The sequence below is a fragment of the Pseudidiomarina taiwanensis genome (genome assembly GCF_003987435.1).
Classification (GTDB): domain Bacteria; phylum Pseudomonadota; class Gammaproteobacteria; order Enterobacterales; family Alteromonadaceae; genus Pseudidiomarina; species Pseudidiomarina taiwanensis.
The window spans coordinates 527,729-544,646 of sequence record NZ_PIQG01000002.1 but is presented as its reverse complement, the minus strand read 5'-3'; the positions used below and the strand labels follow the sequence as shown (position 1 = coordinate 544,646).

Here is a 16,918-nt window from a genome sequence, read left to right as displayed (position 1 = left end):
TTATTCGTTTACGTAAGCATTGACATCAGCCGCTTGGACCATGTCACCGGTATTGTTACCCCAAGCATTTCGCTCGTAGGTGACGACCGCTGCAATTTCACGCAGGCTGAGCATGTTTTTGAACGATTGCATGGCGGTACCGTTTTTGCCGTTGACGACAATATCGATATGCCCGTTGATATCATTCAACATCATCTCAGTGCCCACTAAACTTGGGAAAACACCCGGGATACCCTGGCCGTTAGGCTGATGGCACGCGGCACAGTTACCGAGGTAAACGCGCTCGCCGAGTTCCATTAGCTCATCCATGCTCATCGACATTGCCAGCAGGCGTTGTTCTTCAGCTTTGGCTTCGCGCTGCATGCGTTCTTGCTCATCCAACCAAGCCTGATACTCGGCTGGCTCTTTGGCGATGACGACGACCGGCATAAAGCCATGGTCTTTACCACAGAGCTCCGCGCACTGACCACGATAGATACCTGGTTCGTCAACTTTGGTCCAAGCTTCGTTAATAAAGCCCGGGTTCGCATCTTTTTTCACTGCAAAGTCAGGTACCCACCAAGAGTGGATAACGTCATCAGAGGTAATTAAGAAGCGTACTTTGGTATCTGTTGGAATGACCAGTGGACGGTCAACTTCAAGCAGATAGTTTTCGCCTTTATCCAGACGGTTTTCGATCTGTTGCCGCGGCGTCGCTAGCAGGCTGAAGTATTCGACATCGCGGTCTAAGTACTTGTAGTGCCACTTCCATTGCGAGCCTGTGACCAAGACGGTGACATCTGCTTCAGAAGTATCTTCCATTGCGAGCAGGGTCGAAGTTGCTGGAATCGCCATACCGACCAAGATCAGGAACGGAATAACAGTCCAAGCGATTTCGACTTTTACGTTTTCATGGAAAGAAGCGGGTTTATAGCCTTTTGACTTACGGTGGCGCCACATTGAATAAAACATAGCCCCAAACACAATGGCACCAATTACACAGCAAATGTAAAAGATGGTCATGTGTAAGTCATAGACGCGGTTACTTACCTCAGTTACACCCTGAGTTAAGTTTAATTGCGATTGTGCGCTCGCAGCCAGGGGTAACCCAGCCGCAAGTGCGGTGATGAGTCTCGTTCTCACGCGACGTCTCCTCTCATTCTTCCGACGCGGTTGCCCGCGAATACACCGAAGTGCGAGTCGTAAGAACAAAGAGGGAAGCAGAAAAAGGAACAGCATTTCCCGGATAGAAAATCGCTTTCCCTACTAACCCTTTGTTGTTCTGATTAAGTTATTTTTATTTATTGTGTTAGCAGTAAGCTGCATGGATCAAAATACCATGACGTGATGAAAAAGCCACCGATTAAATCAATAATTTTTATCTCAGATGTAAAAAAAGGCGGCCAATTGGCCGCCCGTTTCTATTCCTACATCTTGCGAGGATTTAGTGGAGTGGTGCAAGAGAAGGGATATCGTTAAAAATATAGCTTTGCGTGGCACTTACTTTACTGGCCATTTTTAAGCGCTGTTGTGCCCGTGGGGTCAGATGCTCTAACCAGCTCAAGACAACACTACTTGTACCTGCTAATAGAGCTTGTTCCGTTGCCCATTCACGTTGGTCTGCATCGCGACCGACAACCCAGCGAATCCGGCCTCGGCTTACGCCAGCTTGGACGAGTGCCGCAATGACATCACGGTTGCCGCCAATGACTGTGATCCAATCGTTGGTACGAATTGCGGTTGCAGCGACTTGCTCCACAACACTGATAAGGTCGAGAGACAAATGCTCTTCACTTTGAAAAAAGATGTCCTGATTTAGTTCAGGGTTGGCTTGATAGCCACTGTTGAAACCGTTTCTCATAACCATGCTCCATTTCGAATCACCCCAACCGCTAACCCTTCAATGGTGAAGTAGTTTTGCGTTAAATCGACTTGAATCGGTGAGAACTCTTCGTTCTCTGGGTGAAGTAAAATCATATTGCCTTTACGCTCAAAGCGCTTAACGGTGACATCCTCATCCACTCGGGCGACGACAATTTGGCCATTGCGTGCTTCGTGAGTTTTGTGAACTGCGAGCAGGTCACCATCTAAAATTCCAATATCCTTCATGCTCATTCCGTTCACTCGAAGGAGGAAATCCGCATGCGGATGAAACAGGCTTTCGTCGACTTTGTAATGACTCTCGACGTGTTGTTGCGCCAAAATGGGTTCACCAGCAGCGACTTGGCCAATCAGTGGTAAACCTTCAATTTCTTCTTCAACGCCAACTAAGCGGATCCCACGCGACATTCCCGGAAGCATTTCAATGACGCCCTTACGAGCGAGTGCTTTCAAATGCTCTTCAGCTGAGTTCGCCGATTTAAACCCCAGCCGCTGCGCGATTTCGGCACGCGTAGGTGGCATTCCAGTTGCCTCAATATTGTCTTTAATGAGGTCTAAAATCTCTTGTTGACGCGGAGTAAGTGGGCGCATTCTCGTACCTGTTTATCTATACAGTGATACTGTCAGTATATACAGTGTTTTGGGTTGTGCAACTATTTTTAGGATATTTTTTCTGCGGCGTTCAGCATACAATAGGGGGCAAGACTGTTTGAGCGAACCCAAACAAGAGGCATTGGTATGAGTTGGATCCCATTCTGGCGCGCGATATTGCGCGGCCCGACGCGCTGGTTTACCCGCTTTGAGACCATCTTAGATAGTGAGGTGAAAACCACGGATCACGCTGATCAAGTGGTATATGTGATGCGATCGCAGTCGGCAACCGACCAATTGGTTGCCCAACGTGCGTTGCGCGCCGAAGGCTTGCCAGATTTACACGAGCCACTGTGGCTCAATGGAACAGCGTATCCCCGCTTATTGTATCTTGCTCCGGCGAAAACCAAGGCAGCGGAGCAGGCCGTTGATACCTTCCAGCAATTACTCGAAGCCCATGCGAAAGATCCAAGTCTGGCGGTGCGAGTCGTCCCACTTGGACTGTTTTGGGGGCGCAAGTCTGGGCAAGAGGGGCGCGCCGGCAAGACCATGGTAAGTGACCTTGATGACCCAGGGATGTGGCGTAAGTTTTGGTTAGTCCTGTTTTCGGGCCGCAATATTTTGGTGCGCGGCAGTCGGCCACTACAGGTGCGTCCGATGGCTGAACAATTTGGTACTGATCGACGCATCGCCCATAAGCTAGCGCGCGTGGCTCGAGTTCATTTCGTGCGTTTGCGCCATGCAGTGGCTGGCCCGCAAATGATGGAGCGCAAGCAGGTCATCAGCGAATTGCTGGCAAGCCAAGCGTTACAGCAGGCGATTCGGGATGAAGCCAAGGCCAAGAAGATTAGTCATGCTCAGGCGCAAAAACAAGCGGCCAAATATCTTGACGAAATCGCAGCGAATTACAGCGAAACCTTGGTCCGCGTATTAGATCGGTTTATGGCGTGGCTGTGGAGCAAAATCTACAGCGGTGTGCATGTGGAGGGCGGCGACCGTATTCGGGCCTTGGCTCAAGCCGGCCATGAAGTGATTTATGTGCCCTGTCACCGCAGCCATATGGATTACTTGCTACTTAGTTATGTCATTTATAAAGAAGGGCTGGTGCCACCGCATATTGCGGCGGGTGTGAATCTTGATTTCTTCCCTGCCGGACCTTTGTTCCGCCGCGGCGGCGCATTTTTTATCCGGCGCAGCTTTAAAGGCAATAAGCTTTACGCGACTGTGTTCCGTGAATACTTGAACCGGTTGTTCCAAAAAGGCTATCCAGTTGAATATTTTACCGAGGGCGGACGTAGCCGCACCGGACGTTTGCTTGCGCCGAAGACCGGCATGGTGGCAATGACAGTGCAGGGGATGTTGCGAGGCCAAACTCGGCCGATTAGTTTGGTGCCTGTGTACCTAGGATACGAGCACATCATGGAAGTGGGCACTTACTTAAAAGAGTTGAAAGGGAAGTCAAAAGAAAAAGAATCTGTCTTTCAGGTGCTCAGCAGCTTGCGCCATTTACGTGACTTTGGCCATGGCTTTGTGACCTTTGGTAAGCCGATTAACTTGGGCGACATGCTCGATCAGATCCAGCCTGATTGGCGCAGTGAAATAACTCACGGTGCGGAAGAGCCATCGCGACCGCGCTGGCTGACACCGACGGTTAACTTATTAGCCGAGCAAATTATGTTCCGCATCAATAATGCTGCAGCGCTAAATAGCGTTAATTTAACAGCGCTTGCACTGCTTAGCGCTGAGCATCACAGCTTGTCCAAACAAGCATTAATAGAGCAGCTTGACGTTTACTTGCAATTAGCACGTGAAGTGCCTTATAGCTTAGATATTTATGTCCCGAAACAATCGGGCGAGGAGCTCTGGCAGCTCGCCTCAATTCATGACAAGTTTAAGGTGCAAGCCGATCCATTAGGGGATGTGATTCACCTCGATGGGCAAAGTGCCATTGCGATGACCTATTATCGCAATAACATCATGCACGTGATGATTGTGCCAGCCATTATTGCGGCTTATGCATGTGCCCACCGCAAGTTTACTGTGGCTGAAGTGACGGCCTTACTTGAGTCATTGCACCCGCTGCTCCAACAGGAACTTTTTGTTAGCCATGAAGCAGAAGACTTAAGCTTGTGGGTTGCCGCTTTACTTGAGGAATTCACGCGGCTTGGTTTTGTAACTCAAGGTGACGCTGGCAGCCAAGAATATCGCACCGTCGCTACCTCTAGTGCGGCGCACGGGCGACTCGAATTGTTGGCTCGAGCCAGCAGTGAAACGCTGCAGCGTTACGCAATTCTGCTGGAATTGCTACAGCAACGCAGCCCACTTGGTCGCGCGCAATTGGAGCGAGCCGCGGTCGAAGTAGCCGAGCGTTTGAGCTACTTACATGGTGTGAGTGCGCCCGAGTTTTTCGATAAGAAACTTATTAGTAGCTTGATTGCAACTCTGAAGCGGGAACAGTTCATTGACGTGAATGGTGATGGCGACTTTATTCCTGATCAGCGCGTTGCAGGTTTCAGCGACGCACTCGATGCGCTGCTTGAACCAGTGGTGATGCAGAGTATTCGCGAATCAGTGCAGAACTATAAAGTTTAAAACCAATAATGGATGGCAAGCGCGAGCACGAGCACATAACCGACATGATTGTTATGTAAAAAGGCTTGGAAACAAGCCTGCGGCTCGCGCCACCATAGCAGCTTGTGCTGCCAGGCGAAAAGCCCCGCGATCAGGAGCAAGGCGAGTTGATAACTGAGTCCAGCTTGCAGCATGTGTCCAAGCCAAAACCACAGCACTAGACAAGCAAGTTGTAAGGCTCCAATAATCAAACGATCCCAGCCGCCAAATAGAATAGCTGTTGATTTCACACCAATTTTGAGATCATCGGCCCGATCAGCCATGGCGTATTCAGTATCATAAGCCACAGTCCAAATAATATTAGCGAAAAACAGCAGCCACGCGGTGCCATCAAGCGGTGCATCGACGGCTGTGTAAGCCATCAAAATCCCAAAGCTAAAAGCAATCCCGAGGACGAATTGCGGCAAATGGGTAAAGCGTTTACAGAAGGGGTATAAGGTTGCGACGGCAACCGCTCCAAAGGCGAGCCATAAGGTGGTTTGATTCAATTGCAAAACGATAAATAGCGCGACGCTCAGTAACAACACGAAGATCAAAATCGCGTGCCACGGCTGCAACTCACCACTTGCCAGCGGTCGTAATTTAGTCCGTTCAACATGGCCATCGACCTTGCGATCGGCAAAGTCATTAATGACGCAACCGGCCGAGCGCATAATAAAGACCCCCAGCATAAACCAGACGATGATTTCCAACGGTGGATTCCCTTGGCTCGCCACCAACAGTGCCGCAAGTGTTGGCCAAGCGAGCAACAGGGTTCCGATTGGTCGGTCAACTCGCATTAAGCGCAGATAAGCGTTCAGGCGTTGGCTAAGGGGTGCGTTCATGATTCCTCCGCAAGGGTATTTTGATAAGCTGCCGAGGCACTTAAAAAGACTTCAGCGACCAAAATGTGATGTCCCCGAGTCGCAAAACGACTGCGTCGACCCCATACGGTTTGCGCTACCCCACCGAGCTGTTGATTGAGTTGTCCAACCGTGGAATCGGCCGCAAATGCACACACTTCGATGTCGCCGCGACTCAAATCAGTTTGTTGAAACAGGTGCTCGCCAAGTGGCTTGTTGCCAAGCTCGGCCAGTGCCAGCCCCGCTTGCTGTAATGCTGCATGGGGGAAAACACTGCGAGCAAACACCATCGGCTGCTGATCACACCAGAGGATCACTTCGCGCACCGTTGCTTGCTCATCTAAGGCGAGCCATTGCGCTTCATTGTGGGTCACTGGAATCGTTGCTTGGCCAATCACTTGAACCTCGAAGGTCGAATAATAGCGCTTTAATTTTGCGGTGAGTGAGTCTGAGTCGAGTAACCATTCCTGTAGCGCTGCGGTCAGTTGCTGTTGCTCAGCAGCGTTGAGCTGCTGTGGTGCCTGCCACTGTGCCCGACTGGTACTTGGAATAACCGGAAATGAAAAACTCGGATAACGCATTACGAACGCGCACGCTGCCAGGCTGTAAAGCGCATTATTAGACCGAATCCGAGCCCACTCAACAAACCCGCAGTATGCGCAGTGTTGGCGATGTTGACCCAGAGCAAGCCACTATAGCCAAGGGCAAGCCAAATCAGCATAAAGGCGATCAGACCAGGTGGGAGATAAAGTGGATGGCGTGGGTTTTGCCAAGCCAGCACGACCGCCAAGCCAAATAGGCCATACACGACCCCAGACAGCCCACCAAAAAATGGTCCAGCTGCAATAAATTGGGCGACATTCGAAATCACCGCGCAACTGAGCCAAGCTAGGACAAGCCAGGTGCTACCGTAGAGGTTTTCAAAGCGTCCGCCGAGGTAAACCCACCAGACTAAATTGAATACAATATGAACCGCGCTAAAGTGCAATAACGCAGGGGTGACGAACCGCCATGGCTGTGACCAAGGCCACTCGTTCCAGTAATCAGAAATATGCAGATAATCTCGAATGGTTTCGCTGGCGGGTGTATTTAAACCAATAAAAACCAAGATCACCAGTGCCGCATAAACCAGAGTGAAGGGCCCGGCAAACACGCGCAAGCGCTCCCATAAGTTGGCCTTTGGGGTAGCGCTAGCTGTGGGTGCCGTGAAAGTGTTAGCGGTATTTGCTTGAACTGTTTCGGGATTATCCTTGAATTCTTGCAAAAGTGCCTTGGCATGAGCGAAATAACTGGCTTGAATCACCCAAATTTCGAGCTGCTCGCCTTTCTCACTGACCGTGACGGGAACCCCTTGAGACGTTAAGAACTCATAGGCAGCCCGAACTTGGTCGTGATGCTTACTGGCGAGCAGTTTTTTCATTTAACTTCGCTCCACTGCATCTGGGAATTGCTGGGCCCAAGCAGTAAAACCGCCATCGAGGCTACTGACCGGGTCAACTCCTTGCTCCGCCAGATATTGCGCTGCGCCTTGGCTACTATTACCGTGATAGCAAACCACCACGACATGTTCAGCTGCCCCGACGCTATTCAAAAACTCAGCGAGGTTGCTGTTATTTAGTTGCTCAGCGCCCGGAATGTGGCCTAAGGCAAAAGAACGCTGATCGCGAATATCGACGAAACGAGCCTCACCTGCTGCATGAAGTTGCTTTGCTGTAGTGACATTAATGCGCTTGAAATCAGCCATAATTTACCTCGCTGGACGCGGCATTTACGCGTCGGTCCAATCTAAAATAACTTTACCCGACTGCCCAGAAACCATGATATCGAAACCTTTTTGGAACTCTGCCACCGGCAATTGGTGAGTCAAAATCGGCGAAAGATCGAGTCCTGATTGCAATAAGCTTGCCATTTTGTACCAGGTTTCGAACATTTCTCGTCCGTAAATTCCTTTAATGGTTAACCCTTTAAAAATAACCTGATTCCAGTCAATCGCAACACTTGTTGGTGGAATTCCCAACATCGCGATTTTGCCACCATGATTCATGGTTTCTAGCATACTCGAAAATGCAGAAGGGACCCCAGACATTTCGAGGCCAACATCAAAGCCTTCTTTCATGCCAAGTTCGGCCATCACATCTTTCAGGTTCTCTTTGCTGACATCGACTGCGCGGATTGCTCCCATTTGCGTAGCGAGTTCCAGACGGTAAGGATTAACATCAGTAATCACGACGTGTCGGGCACCAACATGGCGGGCTACGGCGGCAGCCATAATGCCAATTGGACCAGCCCCGGTAATCAGCACATCTTCACCGACTAAATCGAATGCCAATGCGGTGTGTACTGCATTACCAAACGGGTCGAAAATAGCGGCAAGATCATCACTGATGTCATCAGGCAGTTTGAAAGCATTTTCAGCGGGTATCACCAAGTACTCAGCAAAGGCGCCGGGACGATTGACGCCAACGCCAACCGTATTGCGGCATAAATGACGACGTCCGGCGCGGCAATTACGACAATGGCCACAGGTTATATGGCCCTCGCCCGAAACGCGATCGCCAATACTAAAGCCACGCACACCGTCGCCCATCGCGGCAACTTCACCGACATACTCATGGCCGACAACCATAGGTACCGGAATCGTGTTTTGTGACCACTCGTCCCATTTGTAAATATGGACATCGGTGCCGCAGATTGCCGTTTTTTTAATGCGAATCAATAAATCGTTGTAGCCATACTCAGGTTGCTCGGTTTCGGTCATCCAGATGCCGGGCTCAGCATGTAATTTCGCTAATGCTTTCATATCAATGCTCTCTTAGTTAATCACGCCAAGTTCTTTACCAATGCGCGTAAAGGCGGCAATCGCTCGGTCAAGCTGAGCGCGACTGTGTCCGGCTGACATTTGGGTTCGAATACGGGCTTGTCCACGTGGCACCACTGGGAATGAGAAGCCAACCACATAAATGCCCTCTGCGAGCAGGCGATCTGCCATTTCTGAGGCGAGCTTAGCATCACCAATCATCACCGGAATAATGGCATGATCGGCCCCACTTAACGTAAAGCCAGCGGCAGTCATTTGCTGGCGGAAATAATTGGCGTTGTCCCACAATTTAGCGCGCAGTTCATGGCCGTCGGCAAGCATTTCGAGAACCCGAATCGAAGCTTGTACAATAGCCGGTGCAACTGAGTTCGAGAACAAATAGGGGCGTGAGCGCTGGCGTAGCCAGTCGATGACGTGCTTTTTACCCGAGGTGTAGCCACCTGACGCGCCGCCAAGTGCTTTCCCTAGCGTACCGGTGATAATGTCAACGCGCCCCATCACATTACAGTATTCATGGGTACCGCGGCCATTTTCACCGAGAAAACCAGTGGCATGGCAATCGTCCATCATGACGAGCGCACCATATTGGTCGGCGAGGTCACAAATACCTTGTAAGTTGGCGATAACCCCATCCATCGAGAACACGCCATCGGTGGCAATAAGAATATGCCGAGCGCCATCTGCTTTGGCTTGTTGTAGACGCGCCTCTAAATCGGCCATGTCATTGTTTGCATAGCGATAGCGTTTCGCCTTGCTCAAGCGGATGCCATCAATAATGGAGGCATGGTTTAAAGCATCGCTGATAATCGCATCTTCAGGGCCCATTAAGGTTTCAAACAAGCCACCGTTGGCATCAAAGCACGAGCTATACAAAATTGTATCTTCGGTGCCGAGGAATTCACTTAACTTGGCTTCTAAGGTTTTGTGGATATCTTGAGTACCACAGATAAAGCGCACTGAAGCGGTACCGAAACCATGCTCATCAAGGCCTTTTTTGGCCGCCGCAATAAGGTCAGGATGGTTGGCTAAACCAAGGTAGTTATTGGCACAGAAGTTCAACACAGATTCGCCATTGCCGACCTGAATTTCCGCTGCTTGCTCACCTAAAATAATGCGCTCACTTTTATACAGCCCTTCGCTTTTCAGCTCGGTTAACTGCGCTTCGAGTTGTTGATAAAAATCTTGCTTCATGTAATTCTCCGCTCATTCACACCGGTTACGGGTGTCTCATTTACTATGCGCCTAGTTTAACCGATTTCGGGGTAAATCCGCATCCTCATTTAGACGAGTGGAGAGATTTCATGCACCAACGGGCTATCTATCCGGGTACTTTTGATCCCATCACCAACGGTCATGCCGATTTAATTGAACGGGCCGCAAATTTGTTTAGTGAAGTCATTGTTGGGGTCGCGGCCAGTCCGAGCAAGCGTCCCATGTTTAGTTTGGAAGAGCGCGTTGAACTCGTACAGCAAGTGATTCAACCCCTAAAGAATGTGCGGGTGGTCGGTTTTACCGGATTACTGGTTGATTTTGCGAAGCAACACCAAGCCACAGTTTTAATTCGTGGCCTGCGTGCAGTGAGTGATTTCGAGTATGAGTTTCAACTGGCTAATATGAATCGGCGTTTGTATCCGGAACTGGAAAGTGTGTTTTTAACGCCTTCAGAAGAAAATTCTTTTATTTCATCAACTTTGGTGAAGGAAGTTGCGATTCACGGGGGTGAAGTTAAGCAGTTTACCGCGCCAGTCGTTGCTGCTGCGCTCGCCGCAAAAACACGTTAATAGGTCGCAGCAAGACGCTATTAGAGCGTTTTTGGTCTACTTTTTGGGCCCTTATAACAGCTGTTAGACTGTTTTTTTGCGGTATTTTAGGGTATTATCGCGACCACTTTTTTCACCCAAATGTTTCGCCTAGTTTCGACCCGCAGGAGTCCACCCATGACTGATCTGGATTTGAGCCAATACGGCATCACAGACGTCACTGAAATCGTTCACAATCCATCTTACGATGTGCTCTTTGAAGAAGAGACTCGTCCTGACCTTGAAGGTTATGAAAAAGGTCGCGTCACTAAGCTTGGTGCCGTTGCTGTTGATACCGGTATTTTTACCGGCCGTTCGCCAAAAGATAAGTACATTGTGCGCGATGACACGACGCGTGACACCTTATGGTGGTCTGATCAAGGCAAAAACGACAACAAAGCGATTACTCCAGAAGTATGGGCTGACCTGAAAGGGATCGTGACTCAGCAGTTGTCGAACAAACGTTTGTTCGTCATCGACGCTTTCTGTGGTGCCAACGAAGACACGCGGTTAGCGGTGCGCTTTATTACTGAAGTTGCTTGGCAAGCGCATTTCGTCAAGAACATGTTCATCCGTCCGTCGGCAGAAGAACTAAAAACCTTTAAGCCTGATTTCGTGGTGATGAATGGAGCGAAATGTATCAACTGCAACTGGCAAGAACACGGGGTGAACTCAGAAAACTTCGTCGCCTTTAACTTGACCGAACGGATGCAATTGATCGGTGGTACTTGGTACGGCGGTGAGATGAAAAAAGGTATGTTCTCGATGATGAACTACTTCTTACCGTTAAAAGGCATTGCCTCAATGCACTGTTCTGCGAATGTTGGTGAACAAGGCGATGTCGCCATTTTCTTCGGCCTTTCAGGTACCGGTAAAACAACCTTGTCGACCGATCCAAAACGCAAGTTAATCGGTGATGACGAGCACGGCTGGGACGATGATGGTGTGTTCAACTTCGAAGGCGGTTGTTATGCGAAAACCATTAACCTGTCTGAAGAAGCCGAACCAGACATTTATCGTGCGATTCGCCGTGACGCGTTACTTGAGAACGTTACTGTTTTAGAAGATGGCACAGTCGATTTTAACGATGGCTCAAAAACCGAAAATACGCGTGTGTCGTACCCGATTTACCACATCGACAATATCGTCAAGCCGGTTTCTAAAGCAGGACATGCGAAGAAAGTTATCTTCCTAACTGCAGATGCTTTCGGTGTGTTACCCCCGGTTGCTAAACTGACTGAAGCTCAGACGCAATATCATTTCTTGTCAGGTTTTACGGCCAAACTAGCCGGCACTGAGCGCGGTATTACTGAACCTACACCGACTTTCTCAAGCTGTTTCGGGGCGGCCTTCTTGAGCTTACATCCGACTAAATACGCTGAAGTATTGGTCAAGCGGATGGAAGCGGCAGGTGCTGAAGCTTATCTTGTGAATACCGGTTGGAACGGTACCGGTAAGCGGATCTCGATTAAAGCAACCCGGGCAATTATTGATGCGATTTTGGATAGTAGCATCGAAGACGCTGAGTTTATCGACCTGCCATACTTTAATCTGGCAATGCCAACCGCTCTGCCAGGTGTGGAAGACAGCTCGATTCTTGACCCACGTAATACCTATGAAGTTGCCAACGATTGGGATGTGAAGGCGCAAGACTTGGCACGTCGGTTTATTGCCAATTTCGAGAAATTTACTGATACTAAAGAAGGTGCAGCGCTGGTTGCGGCAGGTCCAGAGCTGTAAGTTGATGGATGAATTAGAAAAGGGCGCCTACTGGCGCCCTTTTTTGAAGTTCTTTCTTAGAGCTTGTCAGCGTGCGGCAGGTTGTGCGCTGGCGCTTCGGTCCCGCCTTCAACGAGGAAGTGGGTCATCCAACGCATTAAACGCATGCTGTAATCCAGTTGCGCAGCGGCACGGCGGTTACCGTGTCCTTCGCCTGGGTATAGCACTAACCGTACTGGGACATTTCCGTGGGTTTTCAGGTAGCGATAAAGCTCCATCGATTGACTCGGATGGACTCGGGTGTCTTCTTTACCATGCATAATCAAAATTGGCGTACGGGCCTGCTCTGCATGATAAATAGGGCTGCGCTCAAGATACCATTGCCATTTTTCCCATGGATAGCTGCGCGCATGCACTGCGTGCATTTCTTTGGCGATATCTGTGGTACCAAATTTAGAAATATTATCGCTGATGCCGACGAACATGACACTGGCAGCAAAGTGCTCAGTCAGCGCAGTTGCGCCCCATGCTGAAGCATAACCACCATATGAGCCACCGGTGATGCCGACTTTAGTTGGGTCAACTAAACCTTGCTCGACTAAGTAGTCTTTACCGTCCACGAGATCATCGAACTCTTTTCCAGCATAGTCGTTTTGACCAAGCTTCGAGAACTCAACGCCACGCCCAGTACTGCCGCGATAGTTGGGGAAGAACAGCATGTAACCGTTATTTGCAGCATATTTAACTGGGCTCGCATAACGGTCCAACCAACCATTGCTGTAATGTGCTTCAGGACCACCATGCACAACCATGATCAGTGGGTATTGCTGGCCTTCTTGGTAATCTGTCGGATAAACCACGATGCCCTCGAGTTCAAGCCCATCGCGAGCGAGATACGTCACGGTTTCTTGGCGTGGCATGGTGATTTCGGCAAGCCATGGGTTGGAGTCCGTTAACCGAATGAGCTGCTGGTTTTGAACCCGGAATAATTCAGTCGGATGCTCTGCAGTATGTGCGCGGACAAATACATCGTTGCGCCCTGGAGCCGTTTCAATATCAACGACGATTGCTTGCCCAAGCTCGAGTAAGCTCCGACTTTCTAGCCACTGCATGGTGAGGGCTTGCACTTCAGTTTCAGTGCCGCGATGACCTAACCAAATCAGTTCGTCGTTGCGACGCCAAGCGATATCTTGCACATGCCCCATGTAGTTCGGTAGCACTTCGGTACGGGCATTGTTTTGTTCAGTGTCATACACATACAAACGACCATCACTTGGATCGTTGTAATCCGCCGCACCAATTACTGCAAGGTAGCGACCATCTGGCGAGAATTCAGCCGCACCAAGTTTACCGATGGATTCGAATTGGCTGACTTCGTTACCGGCAAAATCGATGAGTTTGTAGTTACTGCTCATATAGTTATCATCGACCAGCGCAGTCGGAGCAGTGCGAACCAACAATTGCTCAGCAGCTGGACGAAATGCCACTGAGTACACTTGCTCAGCGGTCGTCACTTGAACAGGTTTTGCACCTTCAACCGTGGTGTTGAATAGCCAAGCATGGGTAAACTCGAATTCTTCTTCATAAACTTCAGCTTTAAAGCCTTTGGTGCGCAGTTTCTTGGCATTTTCATCGGCCTTAGCGCGAGCGCGGAAGGCAATATATTGGCCGTCAGCACTCAGGGCGTAGCTAGAAATTGAGTTTTCATGGCTTAATACTCGCTGTGCCTCACCGCCTTGCGTCGAGATTTTATAAAGCGAGGTATGCTTATCGCCATCACGCTTACTCAAGAAGTAGATCGCATCACCGTGAATTTGTACTTGGCTGATGCCATGTTCACCCGCTATAAAAGGCACCGGCTCAGCTTCACCACGGACCACGAAAAGCTCAACGCGGGCACCACCGTCATCATCGACATAGGGGGTCCGCGGAGTTACTCGGGTAAATGCGGCAAGGTCACTATCTGCAGCAATAGCTACACTATTTACTTGCTTGGTCGTTACGGTCTCGATCAGGCTCATTTCACGCGCTAAACTTGGCAGAGCGAGCAAGCCAGCAAGCAGGATAACACTCGCTTTTCTCAGCATGTTGAACTCCTTTAGGGTTATTTTTGTCACATATCTTAGCAGTAAAAATGTTGACTTCCCACGAAATCACGCCACTCTAGATGGGTAAATTCATCGACTTATCAATCAACGCAGGAGCGACGATGCTAGATCAATTACTGATCGGCGCAATACTGATTACGACCTTAGTGCTGTTTGTTATCGACAAGTGGCGCTATGACATCGTTGCAATGGGAGCTTTGCTGGCCGCGGCAATATTAGGTCTCGTGCCAACCGCCGAGGTGTTCTCTGGCTTTGGTAGTTCGGCCGTGATCACCGTTGCTGCCGTTTTGGTCATCAGCCATGCTTTGTGGCGCTCTGGAGTGGTTGATGCCTTGGCCGGATTGGTCAAAAAAGTTGGTGATAAGGGCTGGATACAAATGATTGTATTGACCAGCTTAACGACTTTCGTCTCCGCTTTTATTAGTAACACGGGCGCCATGGCGATTATGATCCCGGTTGCCTTGCAACTGGCGAGAGCGCGCGGTGGCAATGCCTCACGGGTGCTGATGCCAATGGCATTTGGCTCGCTCTTAGGTGGCACCATAACGATGATCGGTACGCCGCCGAATATAATCATTGCCGAGATTCGTCAAGCCCATGGGCTCGATGCCTTTGGCATTTTCGATTTTACCCCAGTCGGGTTGGCGGTTGCGATTGCCGGACTGCTCTTTATGTGGATTGCGGGGCGCTGGTTAGTGCCGGCCAAAGATGGTCGCAACACCTCATCGGCTCCTTATGATGTGAGTGCTTACCTCACCGAACTTTATATCCCTGCGCAAAACGCTTTTGTTGGCACCACCTTATATGAGCTCGAAACGAAGGTGAAAGAAAACTTTGCGGTGGTTGCACTCAAGCGTGGTAATAAGCAAATTACCGCACCACCGCGTTACCAGCGTTTTCGTGCCGAAGACGTGCTGATCGTTGAAGCAGATGCCGATACGCTGCAGCAAATCCTTGATTTAACGGATTTTCAGCTGAATGCCGAAGAAGAGCTCGATGAACGCTTTTTAGTCTCCGATGAAATTACCGTGATTGAAGGAATCGTCGGCCATGATTCACGCTTAATTGGTCGCTCGGCTGCAGATCTGCGTTTACGTCACCGTTTTGGCGTGAATGTATTAGCTGTTGCTCGGCAAGGGCAACGGCTTAAGCCCGCTCTTGCTAATGTGAGATTTAAGCCCGGTGATGTCCTTCTATTGCAGGGCGATAATGATGTATTAGGCGATGTGTTCCGCCGCTTTGGCTGTTTTCCGCTGGCGCAGCGGAGTCTGCGGATTGGTAGCGAGCGGCAACTCGCCCGGCCACTTCTTATTTTTGCCGGAGCCATCGCCCTGAGTGCGTTGGGGCTACTTTCGGTGCCAGTTGCCTTTACTCTCGCTGCCGGCGCAATGGTGATGAGTAATGTCATGCCACTGCGCGAGCTCTACGAAACCGTTGAATGGCCGATTGTGGTCCTGCTCGCCGCGACGATCCCGCTTGGCGCCGCACTCGAGGCGACCGGGGCCGCGACCACGATTGCTAATGCTGCGTTGTGGCTAGGGCAGGGCAGCGCGCCTTGGGTCGCTTTGAGTCTGTTATTAGTAGCGACCTTGCTGCTTTCTAATATTATCAATAACGCGGCAGCGGCGGTGCTGATGGCACCGATTGGCATCAGTATGGCGGAAACCCTTGGCGTCTCGATGGATCCGTTTTTAATGGCGGTCGCGGTTGGGGCGGCGCTGCCTTTCTTATTGCCGATTGGACACCAGTCCAATTTATTGGTGATGGGGCCGGGTGGATACAGCTTTAACGACTATTGGCGTTTTGGCCTACCCCTATCGATTGTAGTGGTGATCATTGCGGTTCCACTTATTTTGCTAGTTTGGCCGCTTGCTGGGTAGCCGCTGCGCCGCGTGCGACGATCCGCACTTGTTGCACGGTGCGCTCGAGAATGGCGCGGCGCTCCGCTGGTTTTGCATCTAAGGCATCGGCACCTGCGCTGAATACAATGCGCACAATCGCATCGGCCTGTAGTTCAGCTAGCTCTCTTGAAAAGTTTTGTTCATCGACAAGATAATCGATTAACTCTGAAGTGAAATGATCGACTTCCCGTTGCACGGCAAGGCGAAACTCTCGGGAGTTTCCCGACTTCTCTTGTAATAGCAGCCGAAAAATTGCCGTGTGCTCTTCCACAAACTGCATAAAGGTTGTGATAGACGAGCGGATAATCGAGCCACCTTTGGCAATTTGCTGACGCGATTGGCGCAGCAACTGGCGCAGTGTTAATCCCCCCTCATCCACTAAGGTAAGCCCGAGTTCTTCCATATTTTGAAAATGGCGGTAGAACGAAGTAGGGGCGATTCCAGCCTCCCGCGCTACCTCGCGTAAGCTCAAGCTGGCATACCCATGTTCAGCGGACAGCTGATTCATCGCCGCTTCAATCAGAGCTCTGCGAGTTTTTTGTTTTTGTGCTGCGCGAACGCCGGCCATCACGATCCTCGGGGGTTGCTAGTGAATAACGCAACTATTATGCCTGTAGCGAGTAAACTTGTGCAAATGAATGCTTGCATC

General features: G+C 50.2%; 15 protein-coding genes. 4 read left to right on the top strand and 11 right to left on the bottom strand.

Annotation, left to right across the window (positions count from 1 at the left end):
* From coxB to lexA, 3 genes are all read right to left on the bottom strand, one after another.
* Complete coding sequence (gene coxB, locus CWI83_RS06445) at positions 1 to 1,122, bottom strand: cytochrome c oxidase subunit II (protein ID WP_241969885.1); 1,122 nt, start codon at positions 1,120 to 1,122, stop codon at positions 1 to 3.
* A 301-nt stretch (positions 1,123 to 1,423) separates the two neighbouring features.
* Entirely contained in the window at positions 1,424 to 1,840 is a 417-nt protein-coding gene (locus tag CWI83_RS06440; RefSeq protein WP_126827278.1) for an SOS-response cell division inhibitor, read from the bottom strand.
* Positions 1,837 to 2,451, bottom strand: coding sequence for a transcriptional repressor LexA (gene lexA, locus CWI83_RS06435; RefSeq protein WP_126827276.1), 615 nt, complete (start codon positions 2,449 to 2,451; stop codon positions 1,837 to 1,839). Before lexA ends, CWI83_RS06440 begins: the two co-directional genes overlap by 4 nt.
* A gap of 147 nt (positions 2,452 to 2,598) precedes the next feature.
* Here lexA and plsB point away from each other — a divergent pair, with 147 nt between their 5' ends.
* On the top strand, positions 2,599 to 5,043 hold the full coding sequence (plsB, locus tag CWI83_RS06430) for a glycerol-3-phosphate 1-O-acyltransferase PlsB (RefSeq protein ID WP_126827274.1): 2,445 nt from the start codon (positions 2,599 to 2,601) through the stop codon (positions 5,041 to 5,043).
* Here plsB and ubiA read toward each other — a convergent pair.
* From ubiA to CWI83_RS06400, 6 genes are read right to left on the bottom strand one after another with little or no spacing between them, the layout of a single operon-like run.
* Positions 5,040 to 5,906: a 4-hydroxybenzoate octaprenyltransferase gene (ubiA, locus tag CWI83_RS06425; protein WP_126827272.1), complete on the bottom strand. Its 867-nt coding sequence runs from the start codon at positions 5,904 to 5,906 to the stop codon at positions 5,040 to 5,042. The two genes, plsB and ubiA, sit on opposite strands and share 4 nt — an antisense overlap.
* Positions 5,903 to 6,505 (bottom strand): chorismate--pyruvate lyase family protein, encoded by a 603-nt coding sequence (locus CWI83_RS06420; RefSeq protein ID WP_126827270.1) that lies wholly within the window; start codon positions 6,503 to 6,505, stop codon positions 5,903 to 5,905. The genes ubiA and CWI83_RS06420 overlap by 4 nt, the downstream gene beginning before the upstream one ends.
* Positions 6,505 to 7,344, bottom strand: coding sequence for a rhomboid family intramembrane serine protease (locus CWI83_RS06415; RefSeq protein WP_126827268.1), 840 nt, complete (start codon positions 7,342 to 7,344; stop codon positions 6,505 to 6,507). Before CWI83_RS06415 ends, CWI83_RS06420 begins: the two co-directional genes overlap by 1 nt.
* Complete coding sequence (gene glpE / locus CWI83_RS06410) at positions 7,345 to 7,668, bottom strand: thiosulfate sulfurtransferase GlpE (protein WP_126827266.1); 324 nt, start codon at positions 7,666 to 7,668, stop codon at positions 7,345 to 7,347.
* 24 nt (positions 7,669 to 7,692) lie between these two features.
* Positions 7,693 to 8,724: an L-threonine 3-dehydrogenase gene (gene tdh / locus CWI83_RS06405; RefSeq protein WP_126827264.1), complete on the bottom strand. Its 1,032-nt coding sequence runs from the start codon at positions 8,722 to 8,724 to the stop codon at positions 7,693 to 7,695.
* 12 nt (positions 8,725 to 8,736) lie between these two features.
* Positions 8,737 to 9,933: a glycine C-acetyltransferase gene (locus CWI83_RS06400; protein ID WP_126827262.1), complete on the bottom strand. Its 1,197-nt coding sequence runs from the start codon at positions 9,931 to 9,933 to the stop codon at positions 8,737 to 8,739.
* 110 nt (positions 9,934 to 10,043) lie between these two features.
* On the opposite strand from CWI83_RS06400, the gene coaD reads away from it, so the two are divergent.
* Positions 10,044 to 10,523: a pantetheine-phosphate adenylyltransferase gene (gene coaD, locus CWI83_RS06395; protein ID WP_126827260.1), complete on the top strand. Its 480-nt coding sequence runs from the start codon at positions 10,044 to 10,046 to the stop codon at positions 10,521 to 10,523.
* Between the two features lie 156 nt (positions 10,524 to 10,679).
* Positions 10,680 to 12,281, top strand: coding sequence for a phosphoenolpyruvate carboxykinase (ATP) (gene pckA, locus CWI83_RS06390; RefSeq protein ID WP_126827258.1), 1,602 nt, complete (start codon positions 10,680 to 10,682; stop codon positions 12,279 to 12,281).
* 56 nt (positions 12,282 to 12,337) lie between these two features.
* On the opposite strand, the gene CWI83_RS06385 is transcribed toward pckA, so the two are convergent.
* The gene (locus CWI83_RS06385) at positions 12,338 to 14,347 is read right to left on the bottom strand and encodes a S9 family peptidase (RefSeq protein ID WP_126827256.1); all 2,010 of its coding nucleotides are present in this window, start codon (positions 14,345 to 14,347) and stop codon (positions 12,338 to 12,340) included.
* A 122-nt stretch (positions 14,348 to 14,469) separates the two neighbouring features.
* On the opposite strand from CWI83_RS06385, the gene CWI83_RS06380 reads away from it, so the two are divergent.
* Complete coding sequence (locus CWI83_RS06380) at positions 14,470 to 16,248, top strand: SLC13 family permease (protein WP_126827254.1); 1,779 nt, start codon at positions 14,470 to 14,472, stop codon at positions 16,246 to 16,248.
* Here CWI83_RS06380 and fabR read toward each other — a convergent pair.
* The gene (fabR, locus tag CWI83_RS06375; RefSeq protein WP_126827252.1) at positions 16,217 to 16,837 is read right to left on the bottom strand and encodes an HTH-type transcriptional repressor FabR; all 621 of its coding nucleotides are present in this window, start codon (positions 16,835 to 16,837) and stop codon (positions 16,217 to 16,219) included. The genes CWI83_RS06380 and fabR overlap by 32 nt on opposite strands.
* Positions 16,838 to 16,918 lie beyond the last annotated feature (81 nt).